Source organism: Streptomyces sp. JJ38, from assembly GCF_019303475.1.
Lineage (GTDB): Bacteria > Actinomycetota > Actinomycetes > Streptomycetales > Streptomycetaceae > Streptomyces.
The window spans coordinates 139409-156290 of the sequence record NZ_JABLSI010000006.1 but is presented as its reverse complement, the minus strand read 5'-3'; the positions used below and the strand labels follow the sequence as shown (position 1 = coordinate 156290).

The window sequence follows — 16882 nt, the reverse complement described above, 5'->3', positions numbered from 1 at the left end:
GGTGGGCATGGCTGGCCGTATGGGGAAGCCGGATCTCGACACGTACGTACAGGGCGTCCTGGAGGGCTCACGGGCCTGGGTCGCCCGGGCGATCACGCTCGTCGAGTCCAGCCGTCCCGACCACCGCAGGCTGGCGCAGCAGCTCCTCACCGAGCTGCTGCCGCACGCCGGCAAGGCGCGGCGCGTGGGCATCAGCGGGGTGCCCGGCGTGGGCAAGTCGACGTTCATCGACGCGCTCGGCACCCTGTTGACCGGGCTCGGTCACCGGGTCGCCGTCCTCGCCGTCGACCCGTCCTCGGGCCGCACCGGGGGCTCGATCCTCGGCGACAAGACGCGCATGGCCCGGCTCGCCGTGGACCCGAACGCCTTCGTGCGGCCCTCGCCCTCCGCGGGCACGCTGGGCGGGGTCGCGCGGGCCACCCGGGAGTCGATGGTCGTCATGGAGGCCGCCGGGTACGACGTCGTGCTCGTGGAGACCGTCGGCGTCGGGCAGTCGGAGACGACGGTCGCGGCGATGACGGACACCTTCCTGTTGCTGTCCCTCGCCCGCACCGGTGACCAGCTCCAGGGCATCAAGAAGGGCGTGCTGGAGCTGGCCGACCTCGTCGCCATCAACAAGGCGGACGGACCGCACGAGCGGGACGCCAAGGCCGCCGCCCGGGAACTGGCCGGCGCGCTGCGGCTGTTGCAGCCGCCGAACGCCGAGTGGAGCCCGCCGGTGCTGACGTGCAGCGCCCGCGAGGGCACCGGGCTCGAAGCGCTGTGGGAGCGCGTCGAGCAGCACCGCGCCCTGCTCGCCGGGACGGGGGCACTGGCGGCGAAGCGCAGCGAGCAGCAGGTGGAGTGGGTCTGGTCGATGGTGCGGGACCAGCTGCTCGACCGCCTCACCCACCACCCCGAGGTCCGGGCCCTCGCTCCCGGGCTGGAGGCCGACGTCCGCGCCGGGAAGCTCACCGCCTCCCTCGCCGCGGACCGCATCCTCACCGCCTTCACCGGTACCGAAGCCGTCTAGCCCCGCGCGGCGGCCGCGGGCTGCGCACCGGGCACCCCTGCGCGGGGGTGCCCGGTGCCGGGGGCTGCGCTTGCCAGCCCTGCGCCTCAGCGCAGACCTCCCAAGCGCGCGGGGCAGTGCCCGGCTCGGCTGGGCGGCGTGCCCCGGAGGAGTGCGGGGAACCGCGCCAGCGCGCGGGGCGGCGTCGTGGAGCGGCTCAGGCGTGGGCGGCGGCGAGGACCTTGGCGCGCTGGCGGGCGGCGGCGTCCGCGGCGTCCCGGGACTGCTCGAACAGCGGGATCAGGTCCTTCATGGCGGGCACGGACGGCGCCATGGTCAGCTCGGGCACGATGAACTCGACGTCCAGGCCCATCTGGGTGCCGAGGACGTACTGCAGGTAGTTCTGTACGTAGTCGTTGCCCTCCTGCGGGGTGCCGGGGCCGTAGGAGCCGCCGCGGCTGGCGACGACCGTGGTGGGCGTGCCGGCGGCGCTCGGCTCGGAGCCACCGAACGTGCGGCCCATGACCAGCACGTGGTCGAGCCACGCCTTGAGCGTTGAGGGGATCGTGTAGTTGTACATCGGCGCGCCGATGAGCACGGTGTCGGCCGTCTCCAGCTCGCGGATGAGGGTCTCCTGCAGTGCGGAGCCGAGGCCGGAGACGTCCAGGTGCGGCACGGGCTCGGTGGAGAGGTCGCGGTAGACCACCGTGCCCTCCGGGTGCGCGTTCTCCCACTCGGCGCGGAAGGCCGCGGTGACGGCGCGGGACGCGCTGTTGTCGCCGTTCAGGGAGGTGTCGACGTGCAGCAGAGTGGCCATGAGGTTCTCCTCGGAGATAAGTAGGTGCACTTCCGTCTGCACCTATTGATAACACAGCTGCTTACTTTTCGAAAGTTCCTAGTGCCCTGTGCGGTACGCTGAGGGCATGGCCGAGCAACGAGCACAGACCGAGGTGACGGCGCCCCCGGCGTCTGCCGGTTCTCCGTCCGGCTGCTCCTCGCCCACGGACGGCATCACCCGCGTCTTCGAGCTGCTGGGCAAGCGCTGGACGGGCCTGATCATCGCCGCGCTGATGAGCGGCCCCGGCCACTTCGCCGAGCTGCGCCGCGCCGTGCCCGGCATCAGCGAGCGCATGCTCTCCGACCGCCTCGGCGAGCTGGCGCACCTGGACCTCGTCCTGCGCAGCGTGGACGAGGGCCCGCCCCTGCGCGTCACCTACCGGCTGACGGAGGCGGGCATGGCGCTGCGCCCCGCGCTGGTCGAGCTGACCCGCTGGGCCGACGCCCACCTGCCCGAGGGCGGCGCCTCCTGCCCGCAGCAGTTCCAGCCCTGAGCGGCGCGCACGTAGGGTGGCGGGGATGAGTACGCCGCAGCAGCCCACGCAGGCCCAGCCGGAAGAACCGGAGCAGCCGGAGCAGCCGGAACCCGCCACGGACCGGCTGGAACGCGCGGTCCGCGCGGCGGAGTCGGCGCTGATCGAGTACGAGATCGCGGTCGAGAGCTTCCGCATCGAGATCGAGAACTTCTCCCGCCTGCACCAGCAGCGCCTGGGCCCCGTCTACCTGCGGCTGGACGAGCTGGACGCGGCCATCGCCGAGGCGATCGCCGCCCGCACCCAGGACCCGGAGGACATCGCCCGGGCCCGCGAGGCCCGCGCGGCCGTCGCGCCGATGCCCGGTGTCGACGCCCTCCTGGGCGGCTGGATGCAGTCCGAGGGCGTGTCGCCCGAGGCGCAGGCCATGCTGACCGAGCGGGCGGTGACCCCGCCGGAGCGGGTCCGGCCCGGCGAGGAGGCCCGCCGCCGCTATCGCGAGCTGATGCGCAAGGCGCACCCCGACCTCGTCACGGACGAGGACGAGCGGCGCCGCCGCGAGGAGTTCGTCGTCCGGGTCAACCGGGCCTACGCCGAGGGTGACGAGGCCGCGCTCGCCGCGCTCGCCGAGGAGTGGGCCGCCGGCCCGCGCCCGGAGCCCGAGCCGCTGAGCCGGGGCGAGGAGCTGTACGCCCGGCTGGAGTGGCTGGCCGCCCGCAAGGACTGGCTCAGTCAGGTCGTGGCGGAGTTGGAGGACAGCGCCGTCGGCAGCATGCTGAAGCTGGCGCAGAACGATCCGGACGGGCTGCTGGAGGAGATCGCCGAGCAGCTCGCGGCCCAGGTGGCCGAGCGCGAGCAGCGGCTCGCCGAGCTCCAGGCACAGCCCTGAAGCGCGGCCCCGAGCCGAGTTCCCGAGCCGGACGCCGGTCCGGCCCCCCCCGAGCCGGAGCACTGAGAGGACGCAGAACACCATGCACTACGGCCAGATCCCGTCCGTGGACGTCAAGGACGTGCCCGCCGACGCCTTCCTGCTCGACGTGCGCGAGCCGGACGAGTGGGCCGCCGGGCGGGCCGAGGGCGCCCTGCACATCCCGATCGGGGAGATCGTCGCCCGGGTGGGCGAGGTCACCGAGCGGGCCGGGGACGCCCGGGTGCACGTGGTGTGCCGGGTGGGCGGCCGGTCCGCGCAGGTCACCCAGTTCCTCGTCGCCCAGGGCGTGGACGCCGTCAACGTGGACGGCGGCATGCAGAGCTGGGCCGCCGCCGGCCGCCCGCTCACCGCAGACGGCGGGGACGCCTTCGTCCTGTAGCCGGTGGCGCTGTAGCGGGTGGCGCCGGGCCCGCTGGAAGCAGACGGCCCCGGCGCCTCGGGCTCAGGCGTCGAAGTCCACCGTGACCGTGGGGGTCGCCGGGTGGGACTGGCAGGCCAGGACGTAGCCCGAGTCCACCTCGTCGTCCTCCAAGGCGTAGTTGACGTCCATGCGCACCTCGCCGTCCAGCAGCCGCACGCGGCAGGTGCCGCACACGCCGCCCTTGCAGGCGTAGGGCGCGTCGGCGCGGTGGCGCAGCACCGTCTCCAGCACCGTTTCGCCCGGCTGGGCGGGCCAGCTGCCCTGCCGTCCGTCCAGCGTGGCCGTGACGGTGGCCTCCGGCCCGGAGCCGCCCGCGGCGGGAGCGGCCGGGCGCGCCGGGCTCTCCCCGACGCTCCCCTCGACGTGGAAGATCTCCTGGTGCACCCGGCTCCGGGGGACGCCGAGGCCGAGCAGGGCCTGCTCGGCGCCGTCGACGAGGCCGTGCGGGCCGCACAGGAACCAGCCGTCGACGTCCGCGACGGGCAGCAGGGCGGGCAGCAGCTCCGTGAGCCGTTCGGCGTCCAGCCGCCCGCTGGGCAGGCCCGTCTGCCGCTCCTCGCGGGAGAGGGTGTGGACGAGGTGGAAGCGTTCGGGGAAGCGGTCCTTGAGCTCGGCCGTCTCCTCCAGGAACATCGCGGAGGCGGCGGTGCGGTCGGTGCGGATCAGGCAGAACCGCGCGGACGGCTCCCGCTCCAGCAGTGTCGCGGCGATGGACAGCACCGGGGTGATGCCGCTGCCGCCGACGACGGCCGCGAAGTGGCCGGGGCGGGGCTCCAGCACGAAGCGGCCGGTGGGCGGCATGACGTCCACCTCGTCCCCGACGGCCAGCTCCTTGAGCGCGAAGGACGAGAACGCGCCCGCCTCCACGTGCCGGATGCCGACCCGCAGCACGGGCTCGGCGGTGGCGGGGGCGCAGATCGAGTAGGTGCGCCGGACCTCGATGCCGTCGATGACGCGGCGCAGGGTGATGTGCTGGCCGGGGACGTGCCGGTAGGTCTCCCGCAGCTCGGGCGGCACCGCGAGGGTGACGGCCACGGCGTCGTCCGTGAGCCGGTCCACGGCGGCGACGCGGAGCGCATGGAAGATCATCACAGCTCCTTGAAGTGGTCGAACGGCTCCTGGCAGGCGGTGCAGCGGCGCAGCGCCTTGCAGGCGGTGGACGAGAACCGGCTCAGGAGCTCGGTGTCGGTGGAGCCGCAGTTGGGGCAGCGGATGCCCAGGGTGAGCGGGACGGGGCCGCCGTCGGCCGCCCGGCCGGGGCGGGGCGGGGCGATCCCGGCCTCGGCGAGCTTGCGGCGCCCCTCGGCCGTGATGTCGTCCGTGGACCAGGCCGGGGCGAGCACCGTGCGCACCGCCACATGCGGTATCCCGCGCTCGTGCAGGACCCGCTCGACGTCGGCGGCCATCGTCTCGATGGCGGGGCAGCCCGTGTACGTCGGCGTCAGCTCGACCTCGACCCGGCCGGGGCCGGTCAGGTGCAGCCCGCGCAGGACGCCCAGCTCGGCCAGGCTGACCTGCGGCAGCTCCGGGTCCGGCACGGCACCGGCCAGGGCGCGCAGCTCGGCCTCCACCGGCGTCTCGCACCCGGCCTCGGGCGCGGGGGCGCTCACCACGACGCCCCCGGGTGGCTGCGGTGCAGGTGCTGCATCTCGGCGAGCAGCCGCCCGAACGGCTCGGTGTGGACGCCCTGCCGCCCGGCCCCGGCCGCCCACGGCGACGTCTGCGGGCCCTCCGGCACCGTCAGCGTGGCCTGGGTGAGGATGCCGGTGACGCTGGAACGCCAGGTGGCCTCCAGGGCGTCCCACTCGACGTCGAGGCCCTCGACCGGCTGGAACAGCTCGCCGGTGTACCGCCACAGCGCATCCACCGCCTGCTGCATGCGGGCGTGGCTCTCCTCGGTGCCGTCGCCGAGGCGCAGCGTCCACTGCTCGGCGTGGTCCCGGTGGTAGGCGCACTCCTTGACGGCCTTGGCGGCCAGCGCGGACAGGGGCTCGGTGCCGCCCGCCAGCTGCCCGTACAGCAGCTCCTGGTAGGTGGAGAAGTAGAGCTGACGCGCGATGGTGTGCGCGAAGTCCCCGCCCGGCTGCTCGACGAGCTGGACGTTGCGGAAGTCGCGCTCCTCGCGGCGGAACGCCAGCTCGTCCTCGTCCCCGGAGAGGGAGAGCAGGGTGCGGGCCTGGCCGAGGAGGTCCAGCGCGATGTTGGCGAGCGCGACCTCCTCCTCCAGCTCCGGCGCGTGCCCGGCCCACTCGCCGAGCCGCTGGGCGAGGATCAGCGCGTCGTCCCCCAGGGCGAGGGCCGCCATGTTCCCGGGGCTGCCCGGACGGGCCGCGGTGCCGCTCACAGGTTCTGCACCCCTTCCGGGACCTCGTAGAAGGTGGGATGCCGGTACGGCTTGTCCGCCGAGGGCTCGAAGAACGGGTCCTTCTCGTCCGGCGAGGAGGCGGTGATCCGCGCCGAGGGCACGACCCAGATGGAGACGCCCTCGTTGCGCCGGGTGTACAGGTCCCGAGCGTTGCGCAGGGCCATCTCGGCGTCCGGCGCGTGCAGGCTCCCGGCGTGGGTGTGGGACAGGCCGCGCCGGCCGCGCACGAAGACCTCCCACAGTGGCCAGTCCGTCCGTGCTGCGTTCACGCTGCCTCTCCCTTCCCCTGGGGGCCGCTGTGCTTGGCCGCGTAGGCCGCGGCGGCCTCGCGTACCCATGCCCCGTTCTCGTGCGCCCTGCGGCGCTGGCTGATCCGCTGTTCGTTGCACGGGCCGTTGCCCTTGAGCACCTGCTTGAACTCCGACCAGTCGATCGGGCCGAAGTCGTGGTGGCCCCGCTCCTCGTTCCACCGCAGCTCCGGGTCGGGCAGGGTCAGGCCCAGCGACTCGGCCTGCGGCACGCAGATGTCCACGAAACGCTGGCGGAGCTCGTCGTTCGAGTGGCGCTTGATCTTCCAGGCCATCGACTGCGCGGAGTGCGCGGACTCGTCGTCCGGCGGGCCGAACATCATGAGGGACGGCCACCACCAGCGGTCCACCGCGTCCTGCGCCATGGCCTTCTGCGCCTCGGTGCCCCGGCTGAGGGCGAGCAGCAGCTCGTAGCCCTGCCGCTGGTGGAAGGACTCCTCCTTGCAGACGCGGATCATCGCCCGTGCGTAGGGCCCGTACGAGCAGCGGCACAGCGGCACCTGGTTGGTGATCGCCGCGCCGTCCACCAGCCAGCCGATCGCGCCGACGTCGGCCCAGGTGAGGGTGGGGTAGTTGAAGATCGACGAGTACTTCTGGCGGCCCGTGTGCAGCTTGTCCAGCAGCTCGTCCCGGCTGGCGCCGAGGGTCTCGGCGGCGCTGTAGAGGTAGAGGCCGTGCCCGGCCTCGTCCTGCACCTTCGCGAGCAGGATGGCCTTGCGGCGCAGCGAGGGGGCGCGGCTGATCCAGTTCGCCTCGGGCTGCATGCCGATGATCTCGGAGTGCGCGTGCTGGGCGATCTGGCGCACCAGGGTGGCCCGGTAGGCGTCCGGCATCCAGTCCCGCGGCTCGATGCGCTCGTCCGCCGCGACGGCGGCGTCGAAGGCCGCCTGGAACGCCTCCTCGGACCCCCGTCCGGACGCGCCCGGGTCCTGCTCCGGCAGCACTGTCGTCATGCTGAGCCCCTCCGTAGTCGAACCGACCGACCGATCGTTCGGTTCAATGATTGGCGCGACCCGTCCCGGCTGTCAAGGAGTGGCTAACCTCTGGGGGGACGCACCAAGGAAGACGGGGAACGCATGGAGTCGAACGAGCAGCCGCCCACGCGGCGGCCCACCGCGCCCTCCTGGGCGCGGGACGCCGCGTCGCCGCAGGCCACCGGCGCGGACGGGCCGACGGGCCCGGCGGACGCCGCCCCCGGGACCGCCGAGGCCCCTGGCCCCCGCGAGGTCTCCGACACCGACGACGGTCCCGGCCCGGCCGCGGCGCATGACCCCGACCCGGCCGCGACACCCGGTTCCGACGCGGCGGCGGCGCATGACCCCGGTTCCGGACCCGGCTCCGACCGCGGTGCGGCGCGGGGCTCTGACCAGGCCCCCGCCGTCCCCGCGCTCTCGGGGCTCGCCGGGCCGCCTCCCGGGGACGCGGCCGGCGGCGTCATATCCCTGCCGCTCGCCTCGAAGCTGGTCCTCATCGCCGCCGCGGCCGTGCTCGCCGTCGTCGTCGCCGCGCACCTCGCCGCCGTCTTCCTCCACGTCGCGCCGTCCAACACCGTCAGCCGACAGCACGACGAGACGCTGGACGAGTACATCTACCCGGAGTTCGAGCAGAACTGGCGGCTCTTCGCCCCCAACCCGCTGCAACAGAACATCGCCGTGCACGCCCGCGCCGAGATCCGCGACGAGGACGGCACCCTGCGGCGTACCGGCTGGGTCGACCTCACCGCGATCGACGCCGAGAACATCCGCGGCAACCCGTTCCCCAGCCACACCGACCAGAACGAACTCCGCCGCGCCTGGGACTTCTTCAAGGGCTCCCACGACGACGACAACCAGCCCACCGGCCCGCGCGGCGAGATGTCCGAGACGTACCTGAAGCGCATCGCGATGCTGCGCCTCGGGGACCGCCTCGACGTCGACCGCGTCACCAAGCTCCAGCTGCGCTCGGCCCGCACGACCGTCGAGCGCCCGGAGTGGAGCAACGAGTCCGTGGACACCAGCACCCGCTACCGCGTCCTGCCGTGGTGGCCCGTCGCCAGCGCCGACATCCCGGAGGCCGCCCGATGACGCACCACCCGGCCTCTGCCTCCCCGCCCCCGGTCCCGCCCGCGTCCGAGGGGAAGGCGGCCGACCGCAAGCAGCCCCTCGCCGTCCGCTTCGACCGTGCCCTGCTGACCGGTTTCCTGCGCGTCACCGGCTCCGCGCTGGGCCCGTACCAGACGGCGATCGTGCGTATCGGCTTCGCCGCGACCTGGCTGTTCTTCCTCCTGCGCGAGATCCCGCACCGCCACGAGCTGTACGGCCCCGACTCCCCGTGGAGCTTCACGCTCGCCGAGCGGCTGATCGACCGCAACGACGCCTTCACCGTCCTGCTGTGGTCGGACAGCACGCTCTGGTTCGAGGCGGTCTACCTCCTCGCGATCGCCGCCAGCGCGGCCCTCCTCGTCGGCTGGCGCACCCGCACGGCGTCCGTCTTCTTCATGATCGGCGTGCTGTCCCTCCAGAACCGCAGCGTCTTCATGGGCGACGGCGGCGACAACGTCATCCACCTGATGGCGATCTACCTCGTCCTGACCCGCTGTGGCCGGGTGTGGTCCCTCGACGCCCGCCGCGCCCGCCGCCGGGGGGCCGACGACGGCCCGGACGTGACCGGGATCGTGCTCGCCGCCGTCACCGGGCTGGCCCTGGTCACGAGCATCGCCCTCGGGCTGCTGTCCATCGGCTGGATTCTCGTCTTCTGCGCCCTCTGGCTCGCCCAGGCCGCCTGGTGGGCCGTCCGCCGCTTCGGCAACACGTCGACCCGTACGACGTTCGACGGCCTGACCAACCTGCTGCACAACAGCGCCCTGCTCGTGATCATGGCCGAGGTCTGCCTCATCTACGCGACCGCCGGCTGGTACAAGGTGCAGGGCTCGCGCTGGCAGGACGGCACCGCCGTCTACTACCCGATGCACCTCGACTACTTCTCGCCCTGGCCCGCCCTCTCCGAGCTGCTGGGCAGCAACGGGGTCATGGTGATGCTGATCAGCTACGGCACGGTGATCGTCCAGGTCGCCTTCCCGTTCACGCTGTTCAACCGGCGGGTCAAGAACGTCCTGCTGGCCGTCATGATCGCCGAGCACCTCTCGATCGCCGTGATCCTGGGCCTGCCCTTCTTCTCCATGGCGATGATCGCGGCCGACGCCGTCTTCCTGCCCACCGTCTTCCTGCTCTGGCTCGGCGCCCGCGCCTCCGGCCTGACGTCCCGCCTCCGCCGCCGCCCACCCGCCGCTCCGGCCCCCGTACCCGGCCCCCGCACGTCCCCCGAGCTCGCCGCCTCCGAGCCGGACCCGACGCGCCCCGCCCCCGAGCCCGCCTCCGTCGCCCCGCACCGCACCGGTTCCGACCGGCACGGCCGCGGGGACCAACAGGAGTGACCGCCGGCCTCACGTCCCGGACCGGCCGGGGCCTTTGGACGGCGACGGGGGCCGGGTGGCGCGCCGACGGTGCACCGAGCCGACGGCGGCCAGGGCCGCCAGCAGCACCGCCGCCGCGCCCGCGACCGGCCAGAAGCCCAGGTCGTTCAGCCAGCGGGTGATCTCGCCCTGCCACCGCGTGGCGGTCGTGACCACCGGGTCGTCCGCGGCCTCGCCGCTCAGCACCCGCAGTTCGTACCACCCGTAGTACGCCACATACGCCCCGGCCAGGAGCAGCAGGACGCCACTGGCCCGGGTGACATAGGGCAGGGCCCCGCGGACGCGGGCGATCAGCGCCTGCCGGGACAGCGCCACGGCCAGCGTCAGGGCACCGACGACCACGCCCATCCCGGCCGCGTAGGCCAGGAAGACGCCGATCACGCCGGGGACGCTGCCGCCCCGGAAGGCCGTCGACGTCAGCGCCAGGAACGGCCCGACCGTGCAGGAGAGCGAGGCGACGGCGTAGGAGACGCCGTACAGCGCCATCGAGCGCGCGGAGTCGGACGGACGCCCGCCCCCGCGCGGCTTGGGCTTCGGCACCGGAAGCCGCAGTTCACGCCCGCTGAGCAGCCAGCCCCCGGTCAGCAGCAGAACGACGCCGATGACCACCGTCACCCACGGCAGCCACCGCTCGACGGAGAGGGCGAGCGGTGAGACGACGAGCCCGAAGGTCCCGAAGACGAGAGTGAACCCCCCGGTCATCGCCGCCGTGGCCACCCCCGCCCGGCGCAGCGCCGCCGAACGGCGCCGCTCGCCCTCCCCGCCGCCCACGAACAGCCCGAGGTAGGCGGGGAGCAGAGCGAAGCCACACGGGTTGACGGCGGCGAGCATGCCCGCCGTCACCGCGAGCGAGTAGGGGACGGAGCTCACGAACCGGCCAGTTCCGCCACGCGCTGGTTCAGCTGGTCCGCGCTCATCGTTCCGGGCACGACCTCCACCTTGCCGGTCTTGTCCACGAACGCGAGAGCGGGCTGGGCGGCCACGCCGAAGCGCGACCACACCGCGCCGTCCGCGTCCACGGCGTGCTGGAACCCGTCGAGCTCGTGCGTGGAGACGAACTTCTCCATGTCCGCCGTGCCGCCCTTGCCGGGGACACCGACGAACGTGACGTCGTCCCCGTGTTCCTCGGCCGCCTCCTTGACGTGCGGGGCCTCGGCCGCGCACACCGTGCACCACGGTGCCCAGAACCAGAACACGGCGCTCTCCCCGGCCAGGGAGGCGCCGTCGAACGCGGAGCCGTCGAGCGTGGTGGCCGTGAACCGCAGCTCCTCCGGCACCGCGCCGCCCTCTCCTGCGTCCCCGCCGGCGCCCTCGCCCGGGTCGTCCTCCGCCGCCTCCCGGCCGGACGCGCCCTCGGCGGCGGCCGAGCCGGTGGCGCCGTCCCCGTCGTCGCCGCACGCGGCGGTCAGGGTGGCCAGCGCGACGACGCAGACAGCGGCGGCGGTAGTGGTGCGGAGACGCGAAGTACGCCTGTACATAAAGGGGTTCCCTTCCGGAACGCCGGGCCCGGACCCGGATCGCCGACAGCGGCGGACGGCACGACAACGCCGCCCCCTGCATTTCACGCTAGCCGCCTCGCGCCCGGCGCTCTGTGAGCGTGCTTACACTGCGGTGCCCGACAGGGCGGTCGGCCCGGGGGAGACGCACGGAGCTCGGCCCCACTCCGACGGCCCCCGGCCTCCGCGACCGTGACGCGGGGACGCTTGGGCTCCCGGACGGGTGAACCTGGGCGCGCGGCGCCTGCCGCATGGCCACCCCGAGGGCACCCGGCCGGGTTGGATGGAGGGCACCCCGCAGCCTCCGCCCCGGCAAGGAGCTCCCGTGTCCGACACCGCGTCCGCCCCGCCCCAGCGCCGCTACGACGACCTGCGCGCCCTGTTCGTCAACTGCACCCTCAAGCCCTCGCCCGAGCGGAGCCACACCCAGGGCCTCATCGACATCAGCCGCGGGGTCATGGAGGCCCAGGGCGTGCGCGTCGACCAGATCCGCGCCGTCGACCACGACCTCGCCCCCGGCGTCTACCCGGACATGACCGAGCACGGCGCCGCCAGCGACGCGTGGCCCGTCCTCTACCAGCGGGTCATGGACGCCGACATCCTCGTCCTCGCCGGGCCGATCTGGCTCGGCGACAACAGCTCCGTGATGAAGCGCGTCATCGAGCGCCTCTACGCCTGCTCCGCCATCCTCAACGACGCCGGGCAGTACGCCTACTACGGCCGGGCCGGAGGCTGCCTGATCACCGGCAACGAGGACGGCGCCAAGCACTGCGCCATGAACGTCCTCTACTCCCTCCAGCACCTCGGCTACGCCATCCCGCCTCAGGCCGACTCCGCCTGGGTCGGCGCGGCCGGGCCCGGCCCCTCCTACCTCGACCCCGGCTCCGGCGGCCCCGAGAACGACTTCACCAACCGCAACACCACCTTCATGAGCTGGAACCTCATGCACATGGCCCGGCTGCTCAAGGACGCCGGCGGCTTCCCCGCCCACGGCAACCAGCGCGCCGAGTGGGACGCCGGCTGCCGCTTCGACTTCCCCAACCCCGACTACCGCTGACCCCGTTCCCCGCGCTCACATCCTGCGAGGCCCGGTGCGGTGGATCAGCGGCCGGTGGGCGGGCTGGAGGGCCTCGGGGAGGGCGTCGGGGGCGAACCAGCCGGCGTCGAGGATCTCGAACGCGTCGAGGTCGAGCGTCCCGCCGACGAACTCGGCCTCGTAGGCCACCTCCACCCGCAGCCGGAAGCCGCTCTTGAGGTGGATCAGCTCACCGGCCCGCACGTCCAGCCCGGTCTCCTCCCTCACCTCGCGCTCGACGGTCCGGCCGAACTCCTCGCCCCGCACCGCGAAGCCCGACGGCAGCCCCCACTGCCGCCCCTCCGGCCACAGCCGGTGCTTCAGCAGCAGGACGCGACCCGCCTCGTCCCGGACGACGCCGGTCACGCCCACCATGAACGTCGCGTTGGCCCACCACAGCAGCCGCCACTGCACCGACCCCCGCAACGCGTGCCACCCCCACGCCGCCAGCCGTTTCACCGGGTCTCCTTCGCGGATGTCCAGCAGGGGCGATGCGGCGGACGTCGCGGTGGTCGAGCGTCAGCGCGGACCCCGGGACCGGCAACCGCGCGAACCATGATCGTCGTCTTCCTCAACGGCATGAGGACATGGTGCCCCGGCCTGCACACCAGGCGCCCGGGCCCAGCCTCGTTACACTGGACCGCGCCCCGAGGAGTGCCTTGACCAGCAGCTCGCCCACCGTCGCCTCGCTCCCGCCGCTCGCCGCCCAGGCGGAACACCTCATCGAGCTCGGAATACCCGAGCTGGCGGGGATGCGCGTAGAGGACCTGCGCACGTTCGCCGCGGACTCCGGCCGGGCCACCGGCGGCGACCTGCTCGCCGTCCACCCGGACCGCCTGTCCGCATCCGCCATCGCACCGCTGCTCCGCCACGACGGCAAGCCCGGTTTCGTCGTCACCGACATGCCCGACGTCGACCACTTCGCCCCCAGCGCCGTCGACCTGCCAGACGCTCCCCTGTACGTCGTCAACGGCCTCGACCGTGGGGACCGCCTGGCCAACTGGACTCCCAAGGAAGCCCTGCCCGTCCTCAGCGAGGAGGGCCGCAGCCCCTTGCTGCTCACTGAGGGCATGCACTGGGTGCTCCAACAGCCGACCGCCCTTGAGCGCAACCACTGTTTCATGACCATCGGTTCCCGCCTCCGCAAGGCCAACGGCACCCTGGACGCCCGTACTCCGGCCCTCTGGATCAGCAACGGCACGGGGCGCGACGGCCGCGAGCGGCGCAATGCCCCGAAGGTCGGCTGGTGCTGGTGGGGCAACCGCCACACCTGGCTGGGCATCGCCTCCGCCGAGAGCCGCAGGCCGTAGCCGTGCCTGCGGCTCACGCCCAGCGATCCCCCAAGCGACGCCAAGCCTCCCGGACAAGGAACCACTCGTGACACGCTCGATCCCCGCCGACCCGACCGTCGTGCACCCCATGCCCGAACAGCCGCGCCTGGTGCTGCTCAAACCGCTGGTCAGCTCACCGCTGATCGAGGTCGGGGAGTTCTCCTACTACGACGATCCGTCGGACCCGACCGCCTTCGAGACCCGGAACGTGCTCTACCACTACGGGCCGGAGAAGCTGATCATCGGCAAGTTCTGCGCCCTGGGCGAGGGCACGCGGTTCATCATGAACGGCGCCAACCACCGGATGGACGGCCCCTCGACGTTCCCCTTCCCGATCATGGGCGGGTCCTGGTCCGAGCACTTCGACCTGATCACCGGTCTCCGCGGCCGGGGCGACACCGTCGTCGGCAACGACGTCTGGTTCGGCTACCAGTCATTGGTCATGCCCGGTGTTCGCATCGGACATGGGGCCGTCATCGCCTCGGGCTCCGTCGTCGCGGACGACGTTCCCGACTACGGGATCGTCGGCGGCAACCCCGCCCGGCTCATCCGCCGCCGGTACGGCGACGCGGACATCGACCGCCTCCTGGCCGTGGCGTGGTGGGACTGGCCGCTTCAGCACATCACCGACCACGTCCGCACCATCATGTCCGGCGGCGTCGGCGATCTCGAGCAGGCTGCGGCCGAACTGGCTTGACAACAGGGCTGGTTCTACCGTCCGGACGCCGGGCGGTAGAACTCCTGTGCCCCTGGGCCGCGCGTCAGGGTTGCTCGATGAGGCGGTCGATCATCGTGGCCATCGCCGCGTCCACGTGCTGGTTCAGCTCCTCCGGGGTGTACCGCCCGCGCTTCCCCTCGAGCTGGACCGAGATGATCACCGGCCCCTTGCGCGCCATGGCGGTCGCGAAGCGCCGGGGGCTCTTGGGCAGCGTGCTGCCTTCCTCGCCCTCGTCGGCGGCGAACAACCCCGACTCCGCGTACCCCTCGTCCACGCCGTCCAACGTCAGCGGGCGCATGCGCACCTCTGTGAAGACCACTGAGCCGTAGTCCTGCGTGCCGCACTCTCCGGAGCGTCCCTCCGACATGGCGTACCACTGCTCCGCCGTGGCCTGCTCCTTGTGGACGAGCACCTGGGAGAACGCGTCCAGCGTGGCGGTGCCGGAGAGCCGTTGGAGGCCGGTCTGCTCCGGTGCCTCGTCCCGCATGTCCTGCCAGCTGCACTCCTCGTCGAGCTTGCCCCACGGCGTGAGCTCATGCTCGTAGAAGTCCTCGCTGGGCTTGAACTTCTCGCCCCAGTCCTCGGGTTCGAGCTGGACGCGCTGAATCAGGGCATGGGTCTGCTGTTCGGTCTGCGGCGGCGTCCACTCCGGGGCGTCGTCGCCTCCTCCGCAGGCGGAGGCCAGGACAGCGACGAGGGCGAGGGCGAGCGTGGTCGCGCGTATGCGATACGACGTCATGCGCTGACGTCGGCGACGAACGCGGCCCACGCGGCGGCGGGGAACACGAGCACATCGCCCCCGGCCCGCTTGCTGTCCCGTACCGGGACGACCCCCTCACACCCGTCCGCCACCTCGACGCAGGCTCCATAGGACTTGTCGCTGTGGCTGGACTTGCGCCACCTCGCGGCCCCGGGGAAGTCACGGGCCACCTCGACGCAGTTGCCACCCGTGTTGTTGCTGCGGCTGGACTTACACCAAACGGCAGTGCTGAGATCAAGGGGCTTGTGGCTCATGCGTATTGCTCCTTCATCGTGTCCCGGATCAGGCGCTCTGAGGCGGCCGGTGGGAGTGCGTGGACCTGCAACAGGTCGTACGCGTGAGCGTATCGGGTGACCCGGTCCGGGAGCTCCACCAATTCGCCACTGTCGTAGCCCTCCAGATACGCCACGTCCGGGCCGTCCGGGAGGGAGAGGAGAGTGAGCGACCCCCCGGTGATGGGGTGCTGTTCCGCTTCAAAGGGCAGCACTTGAAGTGTGATGTGGCGACGTTTCGCCATCGACAGCAGATGGCTCAACTGTTCGTGCATGGTGACCTTCTCGCCTACCTGCCTTCGCAGAGCGGCCTGGTCGAGCACTGCCCAGAGAAACGGTGGGTCGTCCCCCTCCAGCAGGACACGTCGGCTGATGCGCGCTTCGATCTGGCGATCCAATTCCTCCTCGTTGAGATGGGGTAGCCCTTCGCGCAGCGTGATTCGCGCATAGGCAGGGGTCTGGAGGAGCCCAGGTACAGACTGAGCTGTGTATTCGAGGATCTTCACCGCGCGCGCCTGCTTCTCCATGAACGCGCGCACCCAGTCGACGTACGTCTCACGGGTCATGTGCCACCAGAGGTCGGTGATCTCGCCATCGGCCTCCAAGGCCAGGTCGATGGCTTCCGCCAGGGCTCTCGGCGGCGGGTCGGTGGCCAGCTCGATCTGGGCGATGCGGTTGTGGGTGACGTGGACCTGGCAGCCCAGTTCCCTCTGCGTCCAGCCGAGCGCCTCACGGCGCTTGCGGACTCTGGAGCCGAGGTAAGCGGCCATCGACGCGCGGGGGTCAAGTGGCTTTGCAGCAGGCATGGGTTCGCCTCGTTTCAGCCTTCTGGTCCTGAAGGGCTTGACACTGCACATCGTAGATTCGAGGCACCACGCTGTGTGCTGAACGGGGATACCCAACGTGAAAGGTGAAGAGAGCACATGGCGATGACCGATGGACGCCGGAACGCGCTGGCGCGGCTGCGGGAGGCGGAGGAGGCGGCGAACGATCTCCGGGAGCAACTGCGCAAGTCGGCGGTGGTGTTGCCGTCGCTGCGGATCGACCCGGTGTCGGCGGCGGGGAGCGAGCCGGCGCCGTTGATCGACCTGGGGCGGTGCAACCTGGAGACGGTGCGCCGGCTCGTCGTCGCCCTGCGGCAGCGGGAGGGGCTGTGACGGCGCCGCCGCCGCGCGGGGCGTGCGCGGTGGACACGCGGGACGGCCGGGTGGGGGAGGTCATGGCCCACGGCGGGGCGTATGTCCAGCTCCGGCCGCTGCTGGGCGGGCGGGAGTGGGACTGCCCACCGGATCTCCTCCGGGCGGCGACACCGGACGAGCGGCTCTCGGCCCGTCTTCGTGAGCTGAATCGTCGCAGTCGGGGCGGTATTTGACCGTTCGTGACCGAGTGGCACTTGCCGGTTACTTTGTGGAATAACGTGACCTCAGTACCACGTTCCGTCCGCAAAGAAGGC

Annotated in this window: 22 protein-coding genes; 10 read left to right on the top strand and 12 right to left on the bottom strand. The window is 72.4% G+C overall.

The window, feature by feature from the left end:
• The first annotated feature begins 7 nt into the window (after positions 1–7).
• The gene (gene meaB, locus HPT28_RS05025) at positions 8–1012 is read left to right on the top strand and encodes a methylmalonyl Co-A mutase-associated GTPase MeaB (RefSeq protein WP_219089634.1); all 1005 of its coding nucleotides are present in this window, start codon (positions 8–10) and stop codon (positions 1010–1012) included.
• 196 nt (positions 1013–1208) lie between these two features.
• Here the strand turns inward: meaB and HPT28_RS05020 are convergent, their stop codons facing one another.
• Complete coding sequence (locus HPT28_RS05020) at positions 1209–1808, bottom strand: FMN-dependent NADH-azoreductase (protein WP_219089709.1); 600 nt, start codon at positions 1806–1808, stop codon at positions 1209–1211.
• A 106-nt stretch (positions 1809–1914) separates the two neighbouring features.
• On the opposite strand from HPT28_RS05020, the gene HPT28_RS05015 reads away from it, so the two are divergent.
• From HPT28_RS05015 to HPT28_RS05005, 3 genes are all read left to right on the top strand, one after another.
• On the top strand, positions 1915–2322 hold the full coding sequence (locus HPT28_RS05015) for a helix-turn-helix domain-containing protein (RefSeq protein WP_219089632.1): 408 nt from the start codon (positions 1915–1917) through the stop codon (positions 2320–2322).
• Between the two features lie 25 nt (positions 2323–2347).
• Positions 2348–3190 (top strand): hypothetical protein, encoded by an 843-nt coding sequence (locus HPT28_RS05010; protein ID WP_219089630.1) that lies wholly within the window; start codon positions 2348–2350, stop codon positions 3188–3190.
• Between the two features lie 82 nt (positions 3191–3272).
• Positions 3273–3611, top strand: a complete 339-nt coding sequence (locus HPT28_RS05005) for a rhodanese-like domain-containing protein (RefSeq protein ID WP_219089628.1) — start codon at positions 3273–3275, stop codon at positions 3609–3611.
• Between the two features lie 63 nt (positions 3612–3674).
• Here HPT28_RS05005 and HPT28_RS05000 read toward each other — a convergent pair whose 3' ends face one another.
• Genes HPT28_RS05000 through paaA form a run of 5 tightly spaced genes read right to left on the bottom strand, consistent with a single transcriptional unit; the run spans position 3675 to position 7279 of the window.
• Positions 3675–4739, bottom strand: a complete 1065-nt coding sequence (locus HPT28_RS05000; protein WP_219089707.1) for a 2Fe-2S iron-sulfur cluster-binding protein — start codon at positions 4737–4739, stop codon at positions 3675–3677.
• Positions 4740–4741: 2 nt separating this feature from the next.
• Positions 4742–5263, bottom strand: coding sequence for a 1,2-phenylacetyl-CoA epoxidase subunit PaaD (gene paaD / locus HPT28_RS04995; protein WP_219089626.1), 522 nt, complete (start codon positions 5261–5263; stop codon positions 4742–4744).
• Positions 5260–5958 (bottom strand): 1,2-phenylacetyl-CoA epoxidase subunit PaaC, encoded by a 699-nt coding sequence (gene paaC / locus HPT28_RS04990; protein WP_219089705.1) that lies wholly within the window; start codon positions 5956–5958, stop codon positions 5260–5262. Before paaC ends, paaD begins: the two co-directional genes overlap by 4 nt.
• Positions 5959–5993: 35 nt before the next feature.
• Positions 5994–6287, bottom strand: coding sequence for a 1,2-phenylacetyl-CoA epoxidase subunit PaaB (paaB, locus tag HPT28_RS04985; protein WP_219089624.1), 294 nt, complete (start codon positions 6285–6287; stop codon positions 5994–5996).
• Positions 6284–7279 (bottom strand): 1,2-phenylacetyl-CoA epoxidase subunit PaaA, encoded by a 996-nt coding sequence (paaA, locus tag HPT28_RS04980; RefSeq protein ID WP_219089622.1) that lies wholly within the window; start codon positions 7277–7279, stop codon positions 6284–6286. The genes paaB and paaA overlap by 4 nt, the downstream gene beginning before the upstream one ends.
• A 123-nt stretch (positions 7280–7402) precedes the next feature.
• Here paaA and HPT28_RS04975 point away from each other — a divergent pair, with 123 nt between their 5' ends.
• Both HPT28_RS04975 and HPT28_RS04970 read left to right on the top strand, forming a co-directional pair.
• Entirely contained in the window at positions 7403–8389 is a 987-nt protein-coding gene (locus HPT28_RS04975; protein WP_219089620.1) for a DUF5819 family protein, read from the top strand.
• Positions 8386–9738, top strand: a complete 1353-nt coding sequence (locus HPT28_RS04970; protein ID WP_257578038.1) for an HTTM domain-containing protein — start codon at positions 8386–8388, stop codon at positions 9736–9738. Before HPT28_RS04975 ends, HPT28_RS04970 begins: the two co-directional genes overlap by 4 nt.
• A gap of 9 nt (positions 9739–9747) precedes the next feature.
• On the opposite strand, the gene HPT28_RS04965 is transcribed toward HPT28_RS04970, so the two are convergent.
• Together HPT28_RS04965 and HPT28_RS04960 are read right to left on the bottom strand one after the other, a co-directional pair.
• Complete coding sequence (locus HPT28_RS04965) at positions 9748–10647, bottom strand: cytochrome c biogenesis CcdA family protein (RefSeq protein WP_219089618.1); 900 nt, start codon at positions 10645–10647, stop codon at positions 9748–9750.
• Positions 10644–11255, bottom strand: a complete 612-nt coding sequence (locus tag HPT28_RS04960; RefSeq protein WP_219089616.1) for a redoxin domain-containing protein — start codon at positions 11253–11255, stop codon at positions 10644–10646. Before HPT28_RS04960 ends, HPT28_RS04965 begins: the two co-directional genes overlap by 4 nt.
• Positions 11256–11556: 301 nt before the next feature.
• Between HPT28_RS04960 and HPT28_RS04955 the strand changes: the two genes are divergently transcribed.
• The gene (locus HPT28_RS04955) at positions 11557–12330 is read left to right on the top strand and encodes a flavodoxin family protein (RefSeq protein WP_219089615.1); all 774 of its coding nucleotides are present in this window, start codon (positions 11557–11559) and stop codon (positions 12328–12330) included.
• Positions 12331–12345: 15 nt separating this feature from the next.
• Here the strand turns inward: HPT28_RS04955 and HPT28_RS04950 are convergent, their stop codons facing one another.
• Entirely contained in the window at positions 12346–12807 is a 462-nt protein-coding gene (locus HPT28_RS04950) for an NUDIX domain-containing protein (protein WP_219089613.1), read from the bottom strand.
• 200 nt (positions 12808–13007) lie between these two features.
• Between HPT28_RS04950 and HPT28_RS04945 the strand changes: the two genes are divergently transcribed.
• Together HPT28_RS04945 and HPT28_RS04940 are read left to right on the top strand one after the other, a co-directional pair.
• A complete protein-coding gene (locus tag HPT28_RS04945; protein WP_257578037.1) occupies positions 13008–13658 on the top strand; it encodes a DUF5701 family protein in 651 nt (216 codons plus the stop codon).
• Between the two features lie 109 nt (positions 13659–13767).
• On the top strand, positions 13768–14376 hold the full coding sequence (locus HPT28_RS04940; protein ID WP_219089703.1) for a CatB-related O-acetyltransferase: 609 nt from the start codon (positions 13768–13770) through the stop codon (positions 14374–14376).
• 64 nt (positions 14377–14440) lie between these two features.
• On the opposite strand, the gene HPT28_RS04935 is transcribed toward HPT28_RS04940, so the two are convergent.
• From HPT28_RS04935 to HPT28_RS04925, 3 genes are read right to left on the bottom strand one after another with little or no spacing between them, the layout of a single operon-like run.
• Positions 14441–15136: a hypothetical protein gene (locus HPT28_RS04935; protein WP_219089609.1), complete on the bottom strand. Its 696-nt coding sequence runs from the start codon at positions 15134–15136 to the stop codon at positions 14441–14443.
• Complete coding sequence (locus tag HPT28_RS04930) at positions 15133–15411, bottom strand: DUF397 domain-containing protein (protein ID WP_219089607.1); 279 nt, start codon at positions 15409–15411, stop codon at positions 15133–15135. The genes HPT28_RS04935 and HPT28_RS04930 overlap by 4 nt, the downstream gene beginning before the upstream one ends.
• Positions 15408–16235 (bottom strand): helix-turn-helix transcriptional regulator, encoded by an 828-nt coding sequence (locus HPT28_RS04925; protein ID WP_219089605.1) that lies wholly within the window; start codon positions 16233–16235, stop codon positions 15408–15410. Before HPT28_RS04925 ends, HPT28_RS04930 begins: the two co-directional genes overlap by 4 nt.
• Before the next feature lie 117 nt (positions 16236–16352).
• On the opposite strand from HPT28_RS04925, the gene HPT28_RS04920 reads away from it, so the two are divergent.
• On the top strand, positions 16353–16586 hold the full coding sequence (locus HPT28_RS04920) for a hypothetical protein (protein ID WP_219089603.1): 234 nt from the start codon (positions 16353–16355) through the stop codon (positions 16584–16586).
• The last annotated feature ends 296 nt before the right edge of the window (positions 16587–16882 follow it).